Source organism: Streptomyces sp. AcH 505 (assembly GCF_000818175.1).
GTDB lineage: Bacteria > Actinomycetota > Actinomycetes > Streptomycetales > Streptomycetaceae > Streptomyces.
In genome coordinates this window covers 2,159,943-2,174,416 of record NZ_JTIY01000001.1, presented here as the reverse complement: position 1 = coordinate 2,174,416, position 14,474 = coordinate 2,159,943, and the positions used below count along the sequence as shown (strand labels likewise).

Sequence of the window (14,474 nt, the reverse complement as noted above, 5' to 3'; positions counted from 1 at the left end):
GGCCGCCGAAGCGGCGGAGACGGCCGAGGCGGAGGCGGCGGGCGCGAGGGCGGCCAGCGCGGAGAGGGAGGCGGCGGCGGTGAGGACGAGACGGCTGCGACGCAACATGGAGGCTCCTGTCGGGGATGGCGTGTGCCGGGACGGGCGGACGGCGCCCGCCCTCTCTAACGCGCGTACGGCCCCGGCGTTGCGCACCGGTACGGCTTTGCCCTGGCCCCCGACTGCCTAGTACCGTGTGGAGCGATTGGTGACACCCCACCCGGCTGTGTCATCATCTGCACGCACCGTCCGCGCCCGCGCGGACGTGCTGGAGGCGTCGCCTAGTCCGGTCTATGGCGCCGCACTGCTAATGCGGTTTGGGTCTTAACGCCCATCGAGGGTTCAAATCCCTCCGCCTCCGCACCACCACCGAAGCCCCGGCCACCCGGCCGGGGCTTCGGTACGTTTGAGGCGTCTTCGCAGGTCAGCAGCGGTCCGACTAACGGATTTCACCTGGCGCCACAGGTCATGTAATGTTGTTCAAGCAACGCCGCCCGGGCCACAGAAACCCGGAACGCCAAGCACTCGTAGCTTAACGGATAGAGCATCTGACTACGGATCAGAAGGTTGCAGGTTCGAATCCTGCCGAGTGCACAGCAGGTCAAAGCCCCCGCCGGGGAAACCGGGCGGGGGCTTTTTCGTGCCTGCAAGCAGCGAAGTACAGCAACCAGGTCAGCCGCCGGCGCCCATGGCATCGGACAGCTTGCCGATCGCGTCCCGCACCTCTTCCTCGCTGGCTTCGGCGTAGACCTCCATGGTCATCGCGATCTGCGAGTGCCGGAGGATGCGCTGGGCCACCTTCGGGTGGACCTTGAGTGCGACCAGGAGCGAACTGCACGTGTGCCGCGTGTTCCGCAGCGGAATGACCCGGAGACCGATACGTCGGGCCCGCAGGGCGAACATCCGGGTGAGGTTCCCCGGCTCGATCGGGGAGCCGTACTTCGTGGTGAAGACCAGACCGTGAACGTCCTGCCAGAGGTGGCCGGCCGACTTGCGGTCCCCAAGCTGCTGAGCGCGCCGCATCTGCAGTGCCTTGAGGCAGAGCGCGGGCAGCGGGAGGAAGTCGTCCGAGTCCTCGGTCTTGGTCTCGCGATGGAGGATCTGCCGACCGGCCCGCTGGATCTGGTGGTCGATGTAGAGCTCCCCTGCTTCGAAGTCGATGGAGTCCCAGGTCAGTCCCAGCACCTCACCGCGACGCAATCCGAGGGTGAGCACGAGCACCCAGGCCGCGCACAGGTTGTCGCCCCGAGCAGCTGCGTCAGCGAGGAACCGCCCTGCTTCGGCGACGGACCAAGGCTTGATCCGCCGGCGGCGCGGCTTGGGCACCTTGACGAGGGAGGCGACGTTCTTGCCGATCTCCTCCTCGGTGACCGCGTGGGTCAGCGCGGCGCGCAGGGCATCGCGGGAACCCTGGATCACCCGGCGAGACGGGTACGACTCGCAGCACTCACCGACCGCGCAGCACTTCCGGCGAGCAACGGGCCTCTTGGCGTCCTTGCCCTGCGCACAGCACTGGCAGGTGGTGGCGAGCTTGGTCAGCCACTCGCGGACGTCCCGGACGCTGAGTTTGTCGAGCCGCTTCGGGCCGAGGTACGGGGCGATGTAGAGGCGCACGTAGCCCTCGTACGAGACGTACGACAGCGGGGCCAGATTCGGTTCCACGATCGAGTCCAACCAGTAGGTCAGGAAGGCCGCGAGGGTGCGGTGCTGCGTGGCCACCGGTCCGCGCTTCGCTTCGGCGTGTGCCTTGATCCACTTGTCGTGCACGATGTCGCGGGTCTTGCCGTAGACGTACTTCCTGGCGCGCTTCCCATCGGGCTTGGTGACCCAGACGTACGCGGCGAAGCCGTTTCGGTACGGGTAGATGGAGCCCTCACCGTTGCCGCGCTTGCCGCTCACGCCGACCACCCCCGCTCGGCTTCCTGGGCACGGCGCTCGACGTACTCGTCTACGTAGCGCGGAAGGATGCGACGGTTGCGCCCGTCCTTGATCGACCGGATCTCTCCTGTCAGCACCAGCATCTTCGTCTTGGAGAGGCCGTAGCCGAGCATTTCGGCGACCTCTGCCGTGCTGTGCCACTTCCTTGTGATCACGGTGCTGGTCATGCGTCCGCTCCTTCCAGGACGAGTTGGTGACGTAGCTCCTCGCGGGCTGTCTCGCGGTTGAGCTGGAGGTCGTGGGCGATCGTCGCGGCGAGAGCGTGTTCGCCGGGGGTGTGGCCGTGGCCCGCGTACTGCCAGTCGGCCAGGACGAGCACGGAGTCCGGCTCGCGGTCGTCGAGGCCGAGGGCCTGGCGCTCTTGGACCGAGCGGAAGTCGGCGCGGGCCTGGCGGAGTTCGCCGAGAGTGGTCGAGTAGCGGCGGGACTTGGAGGAGAAGTGGCCCCGGAAGCCGAGCATGTGCGCCCAGGCCCAGAGGCGGCGTTCCGGGTAGAGCGGATCGAGGAGCTTGCACGCGGCGATGAGGCGGCGGGCGTGGTCGGGTACGCCGTACCGGTCCAGCTCGGAGAGTTCTCCGACGCGCCGGTCCAGGGTTCCGGTGTTCTCTGCGGCCTTGGTGGCGTACTTGGCGACGTAGGACGCCACGGCTTGCTCGGTGAGGTCGGAGCCGTCGCCGAAGGCGGTGACGGGGCGTACGTCGAGCTGTGTGCCCCAGCGGAAGGTACGGGCGGACTGGTCGTCGGCCGCCGGGGCGGAGACCGAGGTGTAGTTGTGCCGGGAGGCGGCGTGGATCGAGTCGGTGAGGAGTTCGATAGTGGCCCAAGACGGCGGCGAGGTGTCCGGTCCGTCGGGTCCGTCGAGGCGCATGACGGCGTGGAAGTGGATCGCACCGCGCTTCTGGAACTCCGCGACTTTGCCGTACGAGAGCCGGGCCGACTCCTTGAGTTCGGTCTGTGTGAGACCGGCACGGGCGGCGATCTCGCGGCGGAGGCGTGTCGTGAAGCGCATCCAGAGGTCGCCCGCGTGATTGTTGAAGAGGACTGAGCCCGCGTAGTCGTACGTCTCGGGATCGAGTGCCGTGCCGAGTTCCGGGGCGTCCTCGGAGTGCCGGACGCCGCAGCGGCAGGTGCCACGCTCGGGGTGGTTGTGGACGGGGCCGAAGGACGGGGCCGTGAGGGTGGCGAAGACGCGGGGATGGTCGCGGACGGCGGACGGGATGTCGCGGCGGTCGTCTCCGGCGAGGCCGGCGCGGATGAGGTGGTACGTGTCACCGGCGTACGTCCAGGCGCAGGACGGGCAGCGCGAGGCACGGCGGTTGCCGCAGGCGAGGCGGAGGCGTCCGCCGGGCTCGGTGCCGGTGGAGTACTCGCTCAGGGTCTCGCCGGTGGTCCTGTCCTTGGTGCGGGTCCAGCCGGTCAGGTGGATCGGGTCGGAGCAGCCGCCGGTGCGGCGGATCTGGTCCTCCCAGCGGTCGAAGTCCGGGGCGGAGGCCACTCGCAGCAGGTCGTTGAGAGTGGTCCGGTCGAGCAGCGTCTCAGGCACGGGCGTCTGTCCGGCCACGGGTCGGACGGCTGTTCCCGGTGTCGGCGGCCGAGTGCGGTCGGTCATGATGGTGCTTCCTTCCGGATCTGACGGTTCGGAGGGGCACGGCTTCCGGGCGGCGGATGCTTGGCGGTATCGAGGCCGCCCGGAAGCCGGTCAGCGGCGGGTCTGCGAGGCCACGAGCGAGCGGATGACGAGCGCGCAGACGGCGAGCGAGGCGGCGGTGATCGCGACCGCGAGGAGCATGGAGACGAGTACGGCGCCGACGACCAGGACCACGGCCGTACCGCCACCCACGAGAGCGACGACGGCACCGGGCGTCAGCTGGACCGTGGGGCGGCCGGGAGCCGGAGCCACGGGCACGGGGGCCGGCACGTGATGGATGACGGCGGGCTGTTCGGTGGTGACGGGCGCAGCGACGATGCCGGTCGGCATGGGATTGGTGGGGATCTTCGGGCGGAGCATGGGGTTCGTCCTTTCGGTGGCGGTCACTTGACGGCGGTGTCGATCACGGGGGACAGCTGGCTGTCGGCGAGCAGGTATCCACCGACGAGCAGGACGAGCACGAGCCACCAGGGCGGGCGGAAGAGCTTCACGCCGAGCCAGCCGACGACGATCAGGGCGAGCCAGAGTGGGACGTCCACGGGAGTGCCCTCCTTCAGCGGGGGTTGCAGCGGTGGGTGCGGGCGGCGAGCTGGGCGGCGGACTGGCTGGTGAAGTCGGACGACCAGCCGCAGCGGTCGGCGGTGCACACGGCGGCGTGCTTGGTACGGCCGTGCCGGTCGCGGTGGGTGCCGATCTGCACGGGGCCGATCCGCATGACGGAGTGGAAGTGATCTCGGGCAGGCATGAGGCGAATCTCCTTTGGCATCAGGTGAGTTGGGCCGCGATGGCGTCGGCGAGCTGGGGCGGGACGCCGAGGCGGATGCGCAAGGTCTCGGTGTCGATCGGGGATCCGGTACGGGCGCGGTGGTCGTCGGCGACCTTCCGGGCGTGGTCGACGAGAGCGGCCGGGAGGGGCGGCGCCGAATCGGCGACGGGAAGCGGGCGAACGCCCTTGTCCTCCGAAGTCGCGGCCGGTGCCAGCGCAGGGGTGGGCGGTTCCTCGGTGGCCACAGGCTGACGCGCGGGGGCCTCGGGTGCCGGCCGATCGGAAGCGTCGGCCGTGTCCGGCGGGTGCGCGGTGTGGGCGAGGAGTGTGCCGCCGAGGAAGGCGAGCGCGGGCCATCCGGCCACGCCGAAGCGCAGCCAGCCCGGCGGGTGTTGCAGGTCGAGGAAGCCCGCGGTGGCGACGTTGGCTCCCAGCGAGGCGATGAGCGCGATCAGGAACCAGCACCAGGCCAGCCCGGAGGGACCGTCGTTCCTGAGCCGACGCCAGGCGGCGACCATGAGCAGATCAACACTGATCGGGTAGGCCCACGCCTTCCACCCGTCCTGTCCGGCGGCGGATGCGAGGTCGTGAAGGTGAGCGAAGGACAGCGCGCCGGCAATCACGGCTTGGACGAGTACGGCGTCCACGCGGACGGTGGGACGGGCCATCGTGGCTTCTCCTTTCGGCATGGGGCGGGTAGGGACCTGGCGCGAGGAGGCCGCGCCGACCGGAGTGCGGGCAGAATCAGACGGCGGCTGTCGCGGCCTTGGAGAGCGTCACGGAGGCCGGGACCAGCGCATTGACGGCGGGCCGGAAGGCCGCGAGCGCGGGCAGGTCCGGGGTGCGGTCGGAGTGCCGGTTGCAGATGTTCACGGCCTGACGCAGCGAGGTGTGCGGCGCACGGATGCGAGTCCATCCGCCGGTCGAGTCGCCGGTTACGGCGATGCCGGGTACGTCGGTGGGGATCTGGATCGCGGCGAGGACCGCGTCCGGGGCGATGTCGCCGAAGGCCATGTTGGCGCTGGCCTCGTCGTTGACACGGTGAGCGGTCCGGCCGGTGAGCTGGGCCCTGAGCATCGTGATGCCCTTGCCTAGTTCGGAGCCGAAGCGCTGCCCGCAGATTTCCAGGTAGACCCCTGCGGCGCGGCCGAGTTGGGCGAGGCGGACCAGGTCGGTGATGATCCGGTCCCGGCGTTTCTCCTCGTCCTTGGTGGCGAAGAGAGCAAGTTCCGCGACCTCGTCGACCAGGACCACGACGGGGGTGGGGCGTATGTCGTCGGGGAGGTCCCAGATGTCGGCGGCTATCTCCGCGTCGGGGACGTCGACTGTGATGCGCTGGGCTGAGCGGATCAGTTGGTAGACGTTCTCCATGTGCCCCACCAGGGCATCGAGCAGTGCGAGCGCGGTGTCCGGGTCGTCAGCGAGCGCGGAGAAGCGGCGGGCGAGCGGGAAAAGTTCCACACCCTGCTTGCAGTCGATTCCGACCAGGGCGACGTCATGGGGCGCGAGGCCGGCGACCAGGTTGCGTTGGTAGACGGACTTCCCGGACTCAGTGGCTCCCAGGGTCAGCCCGTGCGGGACGGACCGGTAGTCGCGGTAGTGGACCGCACCGTCTTCGCAGAGAGCAACGGGGATGCGCATCAGCGCATGGTCGGTCTTGGCGGGCATCTGTACCCGCTTGAGGACGTCGTATCCGGTCATCCGCAACTCGACCATGCCGGAACGGACTTCGCGGGAGGTGACTCCGTACATACCGAAGGAGTGGCGGAGTCTGTCGGTGGCCGCCGAGACGTCGAAGGCGTCCTGGCCGGGACGGAGCTTGAGGCGGATCACTAACCCGGTGCGGGTCGGCCGCAGCCGCAGGATGCGCGGAGCACGGGACTCGGGCACCGGACGGTGGGTGAGGCGGGCGAGCGCGAGACGCCAGCGGGAGGGCGGGACGGTGAGGCCGCAGGCGTCCATGACCGAGGTGTAGCGGATCAAGACCCGCAGCGCGGCGAAGGTGACCCCGAAGGTCAGCCAGTACCAGGCGGGGCGCCGCCACCGCAGGATCACTGCGGTGACGACGACCAGCAGCAGTGTGACCAGGAAGCCGGTCATGGTCAGGCCGCCTTGGGGTTCTCAGCACCGGCGGCGAGGGACGTGACGGCCACCGCGCGGAAGGCGATGCCGTGCCGCTTCTGCCCGTTGAAGTCGTTCTCCCACGGGCGGGCGATCAGTCCGGTGACGGCGACGGGCGTACCCATCATCAGCTCACCGGAGATGCCCGGCTCGGGGACGGTCACCGACAGGATCTCCACCTCGTCGTTCGCCGCGAACATGACGTCCACGGTCATGAGCTTCGCGCCGCTCTCGACATCCATGGCGATCTCACCGGTACGGCGGTCCTTGACCTTGGTGACCGGAGGTTTGGCGACCATCACGGAGGCGGCGGAGGTGTCGACGGGGATCGTACGCACAGAGGATCACTCCTATAGAGAGGCTGGACTCCGTCACTCATGTATATGAGTGATATGAAGAAGAGTGCCTGACTCCTATACATGAGTCAACCCGCCGAGACGAAGAAGTCGCGGCGGGCTGTGGAGAGTTGAGCGTCCGTCAGTCGGTCGCGGGGATCCGGTAGCTGAAAACGAACTGGTCAGCGGCCATGAGGGTGTCGCAGACCTCCACCACACGGCCCTCGGTCGTCTTGGCCTCACGGATGAGGTGAACCACCGACGCACCGGGGCTCAGGGCCAGTTCGGATGCCTCGGCCTTGGAGGCGAGCCGGGCTTGCAGGGTCTCGATGAACTCGGCGAACTCGTGCCCGTGCTCTTCAAGCCTGGCGTAGATCCCTCCACCGCCGGGGTTCTCGGCGAACAGCTCAGGGATGTCCTTCACGACGTCCCAGGGGAGGTATGAGGTCGCGGTTTCGACGGGCGTTCCGTTACGGAAGTAGAGGCGCCGACGCGCGAGCACCTGAGTGCCGGCCGCAAGGTCCAGCCGTGCCGCGATGTCCTCGGGGGCCTCCGTCGGGCCGATGTAGAGGACGCTGACGCTCGGGGTCGCGCCGGACTGCTCGGACTCAGCCAGGTACGCGGCCTTCCCACCCTGCCGGTGCGAGCGCCGGAACCGATCGGAGGAGCGGTGCCGCACAGGCGGACGCGCCTTGACCATGGATCCCTTGCCCTGGCGGGTCTCGACAAGGTCGCTTGCCCGTACCTCCACCATGGCCTTGCGGATCGTGCCGCCCGCGACGCCATAGCGCTCGATCAGCTCTGATTCGCTGGGCACCATGTCGCCGGGCTTGAGGATGCCGGCCCGGATCTGCTCAACGATTTCGTCGGCGATCTGCACGTACCGAGGTACGGCCTTCCCACCTCCCACTGCTGTTCCCATAGTCCTTCTCTTCCTCCTATGCTCCTGTACATGAGTAACAGCGCCGGGGAAGGCACGTCAACGCCGCTCCACTCCGTGTCCGTGGCCGGAGTGGTCGTACGCGAGGACGGTCGACTCCTGGCGATCCGCCGTGCCGATGACGGCACTTGGGAGCTCCCGGGCGGCGTGCTCGAACTCGACGAGAGCCCCGAGACAGGCGTGCAGCGCGAAGTCCGGGAAGAAACGGGCATCCACGTCGAGGTGGACGAGCTCACCGGGGTCTACAAGAACACGACGCGAGGCATCGTGGCCCTGGTCTTCCGCTGCAAGCCCGCGGGCGGCATCGAGCGAACGTCCAACGAGTCGACGGCAGTTGCCTGGCTCACGGCCGACGAGGTCGCCGAGCGGATGTCCGAGGTCTACGCGGTCCGGCTCCTGGACGCGCTGGACGACAACGGTCCCCACGTACGAAGCCACGACGGCAAGCACCTGACGCCCGCGCGATAGAACTTTCCCTACTTCATCAAGGCCCGCGCACGGCGCGGGCTGGCCCCCTCAGACAGGCCCCCTCACGCCTACGGCGCAGGGGGCCTGTCCATGGGGCCGCAAGCAAGTTACGGCCATGAAGTAGAGCCCCGGATGCACGGTCCGGTCACAGACGATGCCTCCGGCGGGGGATCGGCCGGCACCGGGTGGGAGGGGGCGCCGTTCCCGGCCGCGGGCACATCGTGGCGAGCGTGGGGTGCTCCCATCCCGTCCACCGTCGACCCAGGCAGAGCCGAGCAGACGCGGCCCATGGCGTCCAGGTCGTTCGTACAGTGGCGCGCTCCACCTGGACGCCATGAACCACGCCCGCTCCACGATGTGTGGGTCGACGGCGGACGGGATGGGAGCTGGGGGAGAGTGGTGGGTTGATGTAGAGGGGACGCCATCCAGACAGGAGATCAAAGCGTGGAATAGCCACAAAAGATAGGCGGATAACGTAGTTTGACCTTGCGTCAGGTTCTATGTTATGATAGTGAGAGTTTCTTGGTTGAGCATTGCGTCAGGCAGCCGGTGCGAGCCCGGCCGCTATCAAATCTGCACTCTCCGGCACGGCCCATCGCATGAAGATGGCCTGGCTTAAGACACGTTTGCTCGCAGTCGCGTTGGCTGCAGGAGCAGGGAAGGGGGCGATGCGTATGACTCAGCACACTCGGAAGGCATGGCAAGTACTACTTGATGGCGCGGGAAGCGTTCACCACCTGGCCTATGCTGAGCCAACGAACTAGGACTCGACTTCTGCGGCAGGACTCTCGATCTTGTGACCAGCTGCGTCGCGCTCTACCTTGACGACCGAAGTCACAAACCCGACGACACCAAATAGAGCGCATGGAGCAGCCAGAATGAGGCTGGTCCACCACCAGCCTCCGTTCTTCAGGTACATCCAGATCGCCAGGCCAGCTACCCCCAGCAAGAACAGAGCCAGGCTGATGCCAAAGGGGTCACGCTGGCGGTGCTTCTTTTCTGCCATGTAGCGCTGCAGGCTCGTCTCGACTCGTTCCTGCAGGGGAGCACGCAGTTCGCTCTTGTCGGGAAGGGCTGCAAGGATCTCAAGCTCCCTCTTGATCTCCTCCGCGGCATGATGAGTGGTACGTCGGTTCTGCGCGTACAAGCCGACTAGACCGCAGACGGCAACTACGGCCGCAGCCGCGGGCTGATAGTTCATGCTGGATGATTGCAGGTATTGAGCGTCGGTGGCGGAGCTTCAGGAAGAGTCTTTGTCCCGCAGCATCTGTACGAGGTTGCCGACCGCAGGCGTCCTTCGCCTGGGCCGTCTCTGGGCCGTCCGATGCCGCTCAACACCGGCCGAAAACGACCAATGACGACCAGTCAGGCAGTCGCGACCAGGCCCGGGAGCTGCAACGATGCAGGCCGCCAAGATTCCGGGAAACACCCAGGGCAAGAAGAGGTACCGTCGAAGCCGGTTGCACGAGACCGTGCCAGATCCGTGCCAGGTTGGGCGGGGAACCACGGGGAACGGCGGGGCAACGGACCGTCGGCGTCGAGGGTCGTCAGTCCACTCCCACGCAGGTCAGACGCCCAACTCCCCCTAGATCACCCGAGCTTACCAAGCTCATAGTTCCCTGCCTTGACCCAACCGCTCCGGACTGATCGGCTGGGTACGTGGCCACCGATCCGAGCGAGTACGACAAGTCCATGCCGGCCGTTGCGGCGCACCTCGCTAAGGTCGAGCGCGCGGTTGATCGCACCCGCGCCTCGCACGGCGGGCGGCCGTATACCGAAGTGCACCAAGCTCTCGTTGAAGCTCTGCAAGCAGAGGACGCTCAACGCGTTGTGCCGCAGGTCGTCGAGGAGTTTGCGCGACAGATCTCCGATTCACTGCCGGATCGGTGAGTGTCTAACTGCGTGACAACCGCGACGCACAACCGCGAACAACCGTGGACGTCAGCGGACCATCAGCCCAGGTGACGGGCGTAGCAGCCGCAGAACAGCGGGCATCCCGAGTTGCTTCGGGACGAAGAGGGCATGGGTTCACATGTCAGCGTAGAGGCTTGCTGCGCAGCTTGGGGAAGGGCTTGGCGGGACCGAACTGCCAGTCGAGACGGCTGCCGGGATTCTTCTCGATCTTCAGCATGACCGACTGGGAAGCGGAGAACTGGAGGACGAGTCCAGCGCGGAACTTTCCATCTGTTTGCCTGTCCCAGACAAGATCACTGTTTGTCCTGGCCCACACTGCCGCGTCCACAAGCCGTGAGAGCAAGGGTGGTAGCTCGACGTCCTTCTTCTTGTCCCCGTCCATCAACTCTTCCCCCCGCGCTTCTGAGAGATCGGCACCTTGACGATCTCAACATTCGTACGTCTCTCCGCCTCCAGCTCACGCTTCCTGCTCTCGGCCGCGCTCGTACTCTAGGACACGACAGACCGGACCCGCTGACGATTTGGGCAGTTCCGCTCCAACGTGGACTTGTCCACGCCGCCGACGAGTTGGCTGTACTTCTGGGTGGCGAGCAGGAGCCTGATAGCGAGTCTCGCTGGGCCATAACGATGGACAGCCCAATCGCGGTGTGTTCGTGGACCACAGCCCCCGCCACATTCCGCTCGTCATCGATATCCACCGGGTTGAGCCCGGTCCCTCGCAGACGGGCCCAGCCGACGTGGCTGGCATCTCGGCTGATATCAATGAAGGCAGACGTGTGTCCCCGCAACTACCACTCGTGGTCCTCCCGTCCTGGGGGTGCCACGGGCTCACTGGCTACTGATCGAGTTCCCAAAGCAGTGGTCCGCCTGGTGGGTGACATCATCCCCGGATGGCGAACGGACAACTACCCCGGGGCTGGACCCTTGAGCAGATCCGCGATGTATCCGGCGACCACGAAGCTGTCGCCCTGGATCCGAACCGAACGGTGAAGTGGGTCGACGGCGCCGGAGCCGACGAGACGATGCAGCCAGAGATCATTCTCGGCTTCCACAGCCTGTGCCTCGTCAGCCCCGTCCACAACGACGATTGGTACATGGGCAGCCTGCATGACGACGGCAGCATCGACTGTTGGTCTGCGTACGGCGATCTACATGAGGCACTACGTGGCCTCTAGAAACACGGTCTGATTGTCGAGCTGCGCTACGACTGCCCTGCACCAAGGCCGTCCACAGACGCTGGCGAACAGTTGCGCAGGTCGCAGAGGATGGGGGCAGGTCGCGACGCCGGGTTGCGTTGGTACAGGGCGAAGAAGCCGCCGGCACCGGGGCGGGCCTCAACGGGAGGGCATGCACCACTCTGGCCTCCCGTTGCTGAGTTCCCGGCACGGTATAGGGCGGGACCCGAGGTGCGACACGGGCCGTCTGCCTAGCATCTGGCCGCACCAAATGAGCACCAGAACGAGCGGCCAACCACGGTCAACACCAGATTTCCCACACAGATGTAGATACGTAGTAGACCGTTCTTCGCAGGTCACGCGCACGGCCTAGCCACGCAGACGGTGATTCCCAAGCTCAGGTCTTGTTGTCTTGTTCAGGGTCACGATGTGGAGCGCGTTCGATCGACAGAGGGGTCCCAGACCAAGTCTGGGACCCCTCTGCCGATCTCTGTCCAGCTGCTAGCCGAGGCCACTCGGGTCGTGGCGTTTGTCGCCTCCCTTGTGGTTGGGATGCAAGCCTTTACGGGAGGCGGTGGCCGCGGCTGGTTGCTACTCGGAGCACGTCCCGGAGGGTTCCGCTCATGTCCGTTGCCAGGAGCCGCAGTTCGTTCGGTTCCGTCTCTTGGTCGCTGAGTACTACGGCTGCGTGTTCCAGGAGTTCGCCGGCCATGCCCAGCTGTACCGCTTCGGTGTTGTCGGCCAGGCGGGACAGGTAGCCGCCGCTGTCGTCGGTGCTTAAGTAGCAGGGTTTCCCCTCGGGGCCCGACCACGGGAGAAGTCGCAGTTCATTGTGGGTCGTCATGTTCCTTCGCCTTCTCTTCGGTCGTGTGGTGAGTGGTGAAGCAGGCGTGGGCGCGGTCGCCGGGGAGCACCGAGAGGGTTGCCTCCACTACGCGTCCTGTGCGGTCGGTCGTCACGCGTGTGATCGCGAGGACTGCCAGGGTCGAGCTGATCCGTAAGATCGCCGCTTCCTCCGGTGTCGGGTGGCGAGCGGTGACCTGTTCCTGGATCTCAGCCAGTGGTGGACGGAGCTTCTCCAACCGCGCCTGGATGGTCTTGAAGCAGGGCGCCTCGTCAGGTACCTCGGCAGGCGACAGGTCGGGTGGGACGTAGATGCGCGCGAAGCTGTGCGGCGACTTCTCCTCGTGGCCGAGGCAGAAGTATTCGGTCAGTTGGCTGTTCGCCGGCACCCTCAGCAAGCCAATCAACTGTCCGTGCGCCTGGACGTGGGTGGTACGGATGCTGATGCGTGAGAACGAGGGCATCGCTGCTGTGTCGCAAGCACCGCCGACATACGTGATTCTGCGGAGTGGGTGGCGGACGAAGTTTCCCTTGCCATGGATCTTCTCGACGAGCCCTTCGCTCTGCAGGACTGCCAGAGCGCTCCGCAGGGTCGCCGTGCTGACTGTGTAGTGGGTGGCGAGCCGTGTCTCGGAAGGGAGGCGTTCGCCGGCCTTGATGCGGCCGGTCGTGATCTGGTTCCGAAGGTCGGAGGCGATGGCGTGACGGTGTGATGACACGGATTGCGTCACCACCTTCTCGTCGTCCGCAGGGCGACGAGCCGAGTCCGCGCGTGCATGGTGAGCAGCTCGCCCGACTCGAAGCGCAGACGCTTTGCTCCTCCGCGGAGCTGGAAGAGGTCCGACACACGACACGCCTGGCCGCCGATCTGGATGACGTCCCCGCGCTGCACACTCGCAGAGGTGATTTCGACCGGGTTGATCAGTGCAACTCCCCTTGCCTGGAACCTCATCGGTGCGGCTCCGTCCGGCTATCACGCCCGGCGGTCACCGCGTGGCAGGTGCAGCTGCACGCCTCATAGATCACGGGAATGTCGTCCGGTGCTTCAGCCGGCACGGACTGCGCGCACGCGACGTGTGTACCGATCAGGCAGGAACTCGACCGGTAGAGAGCGGCCAGTGTGTGCGTGGCGCGAGACTCGTGGCGAGGAGGCATCAGACGACCTTGGCCGTCGCGAGCCGGTTGCGCCCGCTGTAATCGTGCTGGGCGCCCGGCTCGTCGGGGTGAGTGTCGGTACGGCGGATGTGGTTGAACATGCTGATCAGTTCCTATCGCTAGGGCCAGGCCCTCGGACGTCGTCCGTCGCGGAGCCCACCGTTCGTACGGCGGCCCATAAAGTGCGGCCGTTCAGGTTGTTGGCGTGGAGTCCGAATCGATCGGCCTCCGCTATCGCCGCCAGGACCCCTCGCCATGACTCGGCGGAGAGCGATTCCGGGACCTCCGTTTCGATCGATGTGAAGTGGGCGTGGCGTTCTACGCGTGGGGTGAGTCCCAGGGCGGACAGCCGCGTTGCGATGTCTTCGGCGCTTGCCTCCGAAGCAGGCACAGAGCAGCCCCCGTCATCACTGGATCACCGTAAGTGAAGCTAGTTAACTAGATTAGGGCTAGTGGACTAGATTTTCCATATGTCTGAGCAACCGCCGTATCTCCGTATCGCCGACGAACTCCGGCGACGGATCACGGAGCAGGAGTGGACACCGGGAGACCGTCTCCCCTCGCGCGCCCAGATCGCTCAGGAGTGCGGCGTCGGAGAGAACGTGGTCCGCCGGGCTCAGGAGCTACTGATCTCTCAAGGGACTCTGGAAGGCCGTGCCGGTTCCGGTACGTACGTCGCCGCTCCCCGCTCACGGGTGCGCGTGGTCCGTTCCTCAGCCCGCGAGCAGCCCCAAGGCTCACCGTTCCGCACGGATATGAAGGCCATGGGCAAGCAGGGGGATTGGGAAAGCCGGACCGAGGCGAAGGTGCCGGCACCCGCCGAGGTCGCGTCGCGCCTCGGTATCAGTGAGGACGACCTGTGCGTCCGCACCGTGTACGAGTTCCTTGCCGATGGCAGGCCGGTGCAGCTGTCGACGAGTTGGGAGCCGTACGACCTCACCGCCAGCACTCTCGTAGTTCTCCCCGAGGGCGGGCCGCACGCGGGAGCGGGAGTCGTGAACCGGATGGCGGCGATCGGAGTCACAGTCAGCCACGCGGTGGAGCAACCGGAGCCACGCACGGCGACAGCCGAGGAGGCGTCGCTGCTCGGCATTCAGAAGGCTGCTCTGGTCACCCACATCCGGCGGACTTA

Annotated in this window: 21 protein-coding genes and 2 tRNA genes; 6 read left to right on the top strand and 17 right to left on the bottom strand. The window is 66.6% G+C overall.

Annotation, left to right across the window (positions count from 1 at the left end; all coding sequences use genetic code 11):
- Nucleotides 1–195 (bottom strand): hypothetical protein (locus HY68_RS44995; RefSeq protein ID WP_241778756.1); only part of this gene is annotated, 195 nt, incomplete at its 3' end.
- Nucleotides 196–309: 114 nt separating this feature from the next.
- Here HY68_RS44995 and HY68_RS10070 point away from each other — a divergent pair.
- Nucleotides 310–400 (top strand) — tRNA-Ser (locus HY68_RS10070).
- Between the two features lie 160 nt (nt 401–560).
- Nucleotides 561–633, top strand: a tRNA-Arg gene (locus HY68_RS10065).
- Between the two features lie 78 nt (nt 634–711).
- Here the strand turns inward: HY68_RS10065 and HY68_RS10060 are convergent.
- The 10 genes from HY68_RS10060 to HY68_RS10020 all read right to left on the bottom strand — a co-directional run bounded on the left by HY68_RS10060 (nt 712) and on the right by HY68_RS10020 (nt 7,769).
- Nucleotides 712–1,947 carry a site-specific integrase gene (locus HY68_RS10060; protein ID WP_078863518.1) on the bottom strand — a complete coding sequence of 412 codons (1,236 nt, stop codon included), beginning with the start codon at nt 1,945–1,947 and terminating at the stop codon, nt 712–714.
- The gene (locus HY68_RS10055) at nt 1,935–2,144 is read right to left on the bottom strand and encodes a helix-turn-helix domain-containing protein (RefSeq protein WP_041987136.1); all 210 of its coding nucleotides are present in this window, start codon (nt 2,142–2,144) and stop codon (nt 1,935–1,937) included. Before HY68_RS10055 ends, HY68_RS10060 begins: the two co-directional genes overlap by 13 nt.
- Nucleotides 2,141–3,520, bottom strand: a complete 1,380-nt coding sequence (gene repSA / locus HY68_RS10050) for a replication initiator protein RepSA (RefSeq protein WP_041995582.1) — start codon at nt 3,518–3,520, stop codon at nt 2,141–2,143. Before repSA ends, HY68_RS10055 begins: the two co-directional genes overlap by 4 nt.
- 156 nt (nt 3,521–3,676) lie before the next feature.
- Nucleotides 3,677–3,985: a hypothetical protein gene (locus tag HY68_RS10045; RefSeq protein ID WP_041987133.1), complete on the bottom strand. Its 309-nt coding sequence runs from the start codon at nt 3,983–3,985 to the stop codon at nt 3,677–3,679.
- Nucleotides 3,986–4,008: 23 nt separating this feature from the next.
- Complete coding sequence (locus HY68_RS41900) at nt 4,009–4,164, bottom strand: hypothetical protein (RefSeq protein ID WP_107070070.1); 156 nt, start codon at nt 4,162–4,164, stop codon at nt 4,009–4,011.
- Between the two features lie 14 nt (nt 4,165–4,178).
- Nucleotides 4,179–4,370, bottom strand: coding sequence for a mobile element transfer protein (locus tag HY68_RS10040; protein ID WP_041987131.1), 192 nt, complete (start codon nt 4,368–4,370; stop codon nt 4,179–4,181).
- Between the two features lie 20 nt (nt 4,371–4,390).
- On the bottom strand, nt 4,391–5,059 hold the full coding sequence (locus tag HY68_RS10035; protein WP_041987127.1) for a DUF2637 domain-containing protein: 669 nt from the start codon (nt 5,057–5,059) through the stop codon (nt 4,391–4,393).
- A 76-nt stretch (nt 5,060–5,135) separates the two neighbouring features.
- Nucleotides 5,136–6,491 carry an FtsK/SpoIIIE domain-containing protein gene (locus HY68_RS10030; protein WP_041987123.1) on the bottom strand — a complete coding sequence of 452 codons (1,356 nt, stop codon included), beginning with the start codon at nt 6,489–6,491 and terminating at the stop codon, nt 5,136–5,138.
- 2 nt (nt 6,492–6,493) lie between these two features.
- A complete protein-coding gene (locus HY68_RS10025; protein WP_041987120.1) occupies nt 6,494–6,850 on the bottom strand; it encodes a hypothetical protein in 357 nt (118 codons plus the stop codon).
- A 139-nt stretch (nt 6,851–6,989) separates the two neighbouring features.
- Nucleotides 6,990–7,769 carry a GntR family transcriptional regulator gene (locus HY68_RS10020; protein ID WP_041987115.1) on the bottom strand — a complete coding sequence of 260 codons (780 nt, stop codon included), beginning with the start codon at nt 7,767–7,769 and terminating at the stop codon, nt 6,990–6,992.
- An 18-nt stretch (nt 7,770–7,787) separates the two neighbouring features.
- On the opposite strand from HY68_RS10020, the gene HY68_RS10015 reads away from it, so the two are divergent.
- The gene (locus HY68_RS10015) at nt 7,788–8,255 is read left to right on the top strand and encodes an NUDIX domain-containing protein (protein ID WP_041987111.1); all 468 of its coding nucleotides are present in this window, start codon (nt 7,788–7,790) and stop codon (nt 8,253–8,255) included.
- A gap of 760 nt (nt 8,256–9,015) precedes the next feature.
- On the opposite strand, the gene HY68_RS10010 is transcribed toward HY68_RS10015, so the two are convergent.
- A complete protein-coding gene (locus tag HY68_RS10010) occupies nt 9,016–9,456 on the bottom strand; it encodes a hypothetical protein (protein WP_041987108.1) in 441 nt (146 codons plus the stop codon).
- Nucleotides 9,457–9,914: 458 nt separating this feature from the next.
- Between HY68_RS10010 and HY68_RS10005 the strand changes: the two genes are divergently transcribed.
- Nucleotides 9,915–10,145, top strand: coding sequence for a hypothetical protein (locus tag HY68_RS10005; RefSeq protein WP_041987104.1), 231 nt, complete (start codon nt 9,915–9,917; stop codon nt 10,143–10,145).
- Between the two features lie 145 nt (nt 10,146–10,290).
- Here the strand turns inward: HY68_RS10005 and HY68_RS42690 are convergent, their stop codons facing one another.
- Complete coding sequence (locus HY68_RS42690; protein ID WP_157874314.1) at nt 10,291–10,551, bottom strand: hypothetical protein; 261 nt, start codon at nt 10,549–10,551, stop codon at nt 10,291–10,293.
- A 508-nt stretch (nt 10,552–11,059) separates the two neighbouring features.
- Between HY68_RS42690 and HY68_RS10000 the strand changes: the two genes are divergently transcribed.
- Nucleotides 11,060–11,344, top strand: coding sequence for a hypothetical protein (locus HY68_RS10000; protein WP_041987100.1), 285 nt, complete (start codon nt 11,060–11,062; stop codon nt 11,342–11,344).
- Between the two features lie 562 nt (nt 11,345–11,906).
- Here HY68_RS10000 and HY68_RS09995 read toward each other — a convergent pair.
- The 4 genes from HY68_RS09995 to HY68_RS44985 form a co-directional block, all read right to left on the bottom strand.
- Nucleotides 11,907–12,188: a hypothetical protein gene (locus HY68_RS09995; protein ID WP_041987097.1), complete on the bottom strand. Its 282-nt coding sequence runs from the start codon at nt 12,186–12,188 to the stop codon at nt 11,907–11,909.
- Entirely contained in the window at nt 12,172–12,906 is a 735-nt protein-coding gene (locus HY68_RS09990; RefSeq protein ID WP_241778523.1) for a GntR family transcriptional regulator, read from the bottom strand. The genes HY68_RS09995 and HY68_RS09990 overlap by 17 nt, the downstream gene beginning before the upstream one ends.
- 8 nt (nt 12,907–12,914) lie before the next feature.
- Nucleotides 12,915–13,139: a hypothetical protein gene (locus HY68_RS44990; protein WP_041987090.1), complete on the bottom strand. Its 225-nt coding sequence runs from the start codon at nt 13,137–13,139 to the stop codon at nt 12,915–12,917.
- 309 nt (nt 13,140–13,448) lie between these two features.
- On the bottom strand, nt 13,449–13,733 hold the full coding sequence (locus tag HY68_RS44985; RefSeq protein ID WP_078863516.1) for a hypothetical protein: 285 nt from the start codon (nt 13,731–13,733) through the stop codon (nt 13,449–13,451).
- A gap of 79 nt (nt 13,734–13,812) precedes the next feature.
- Here HY68_RS44985 and HY68_RS09980 point away from each other — a divergent pair.
- Nucleotides 13,813–14,474, top strand: a 662-nt coding sequence (locus HY68_RS09980) for a GntR family transcriptional regulator (protein WP_041987088.1), incomplete at its 3' end; no start/stop codon positions are given.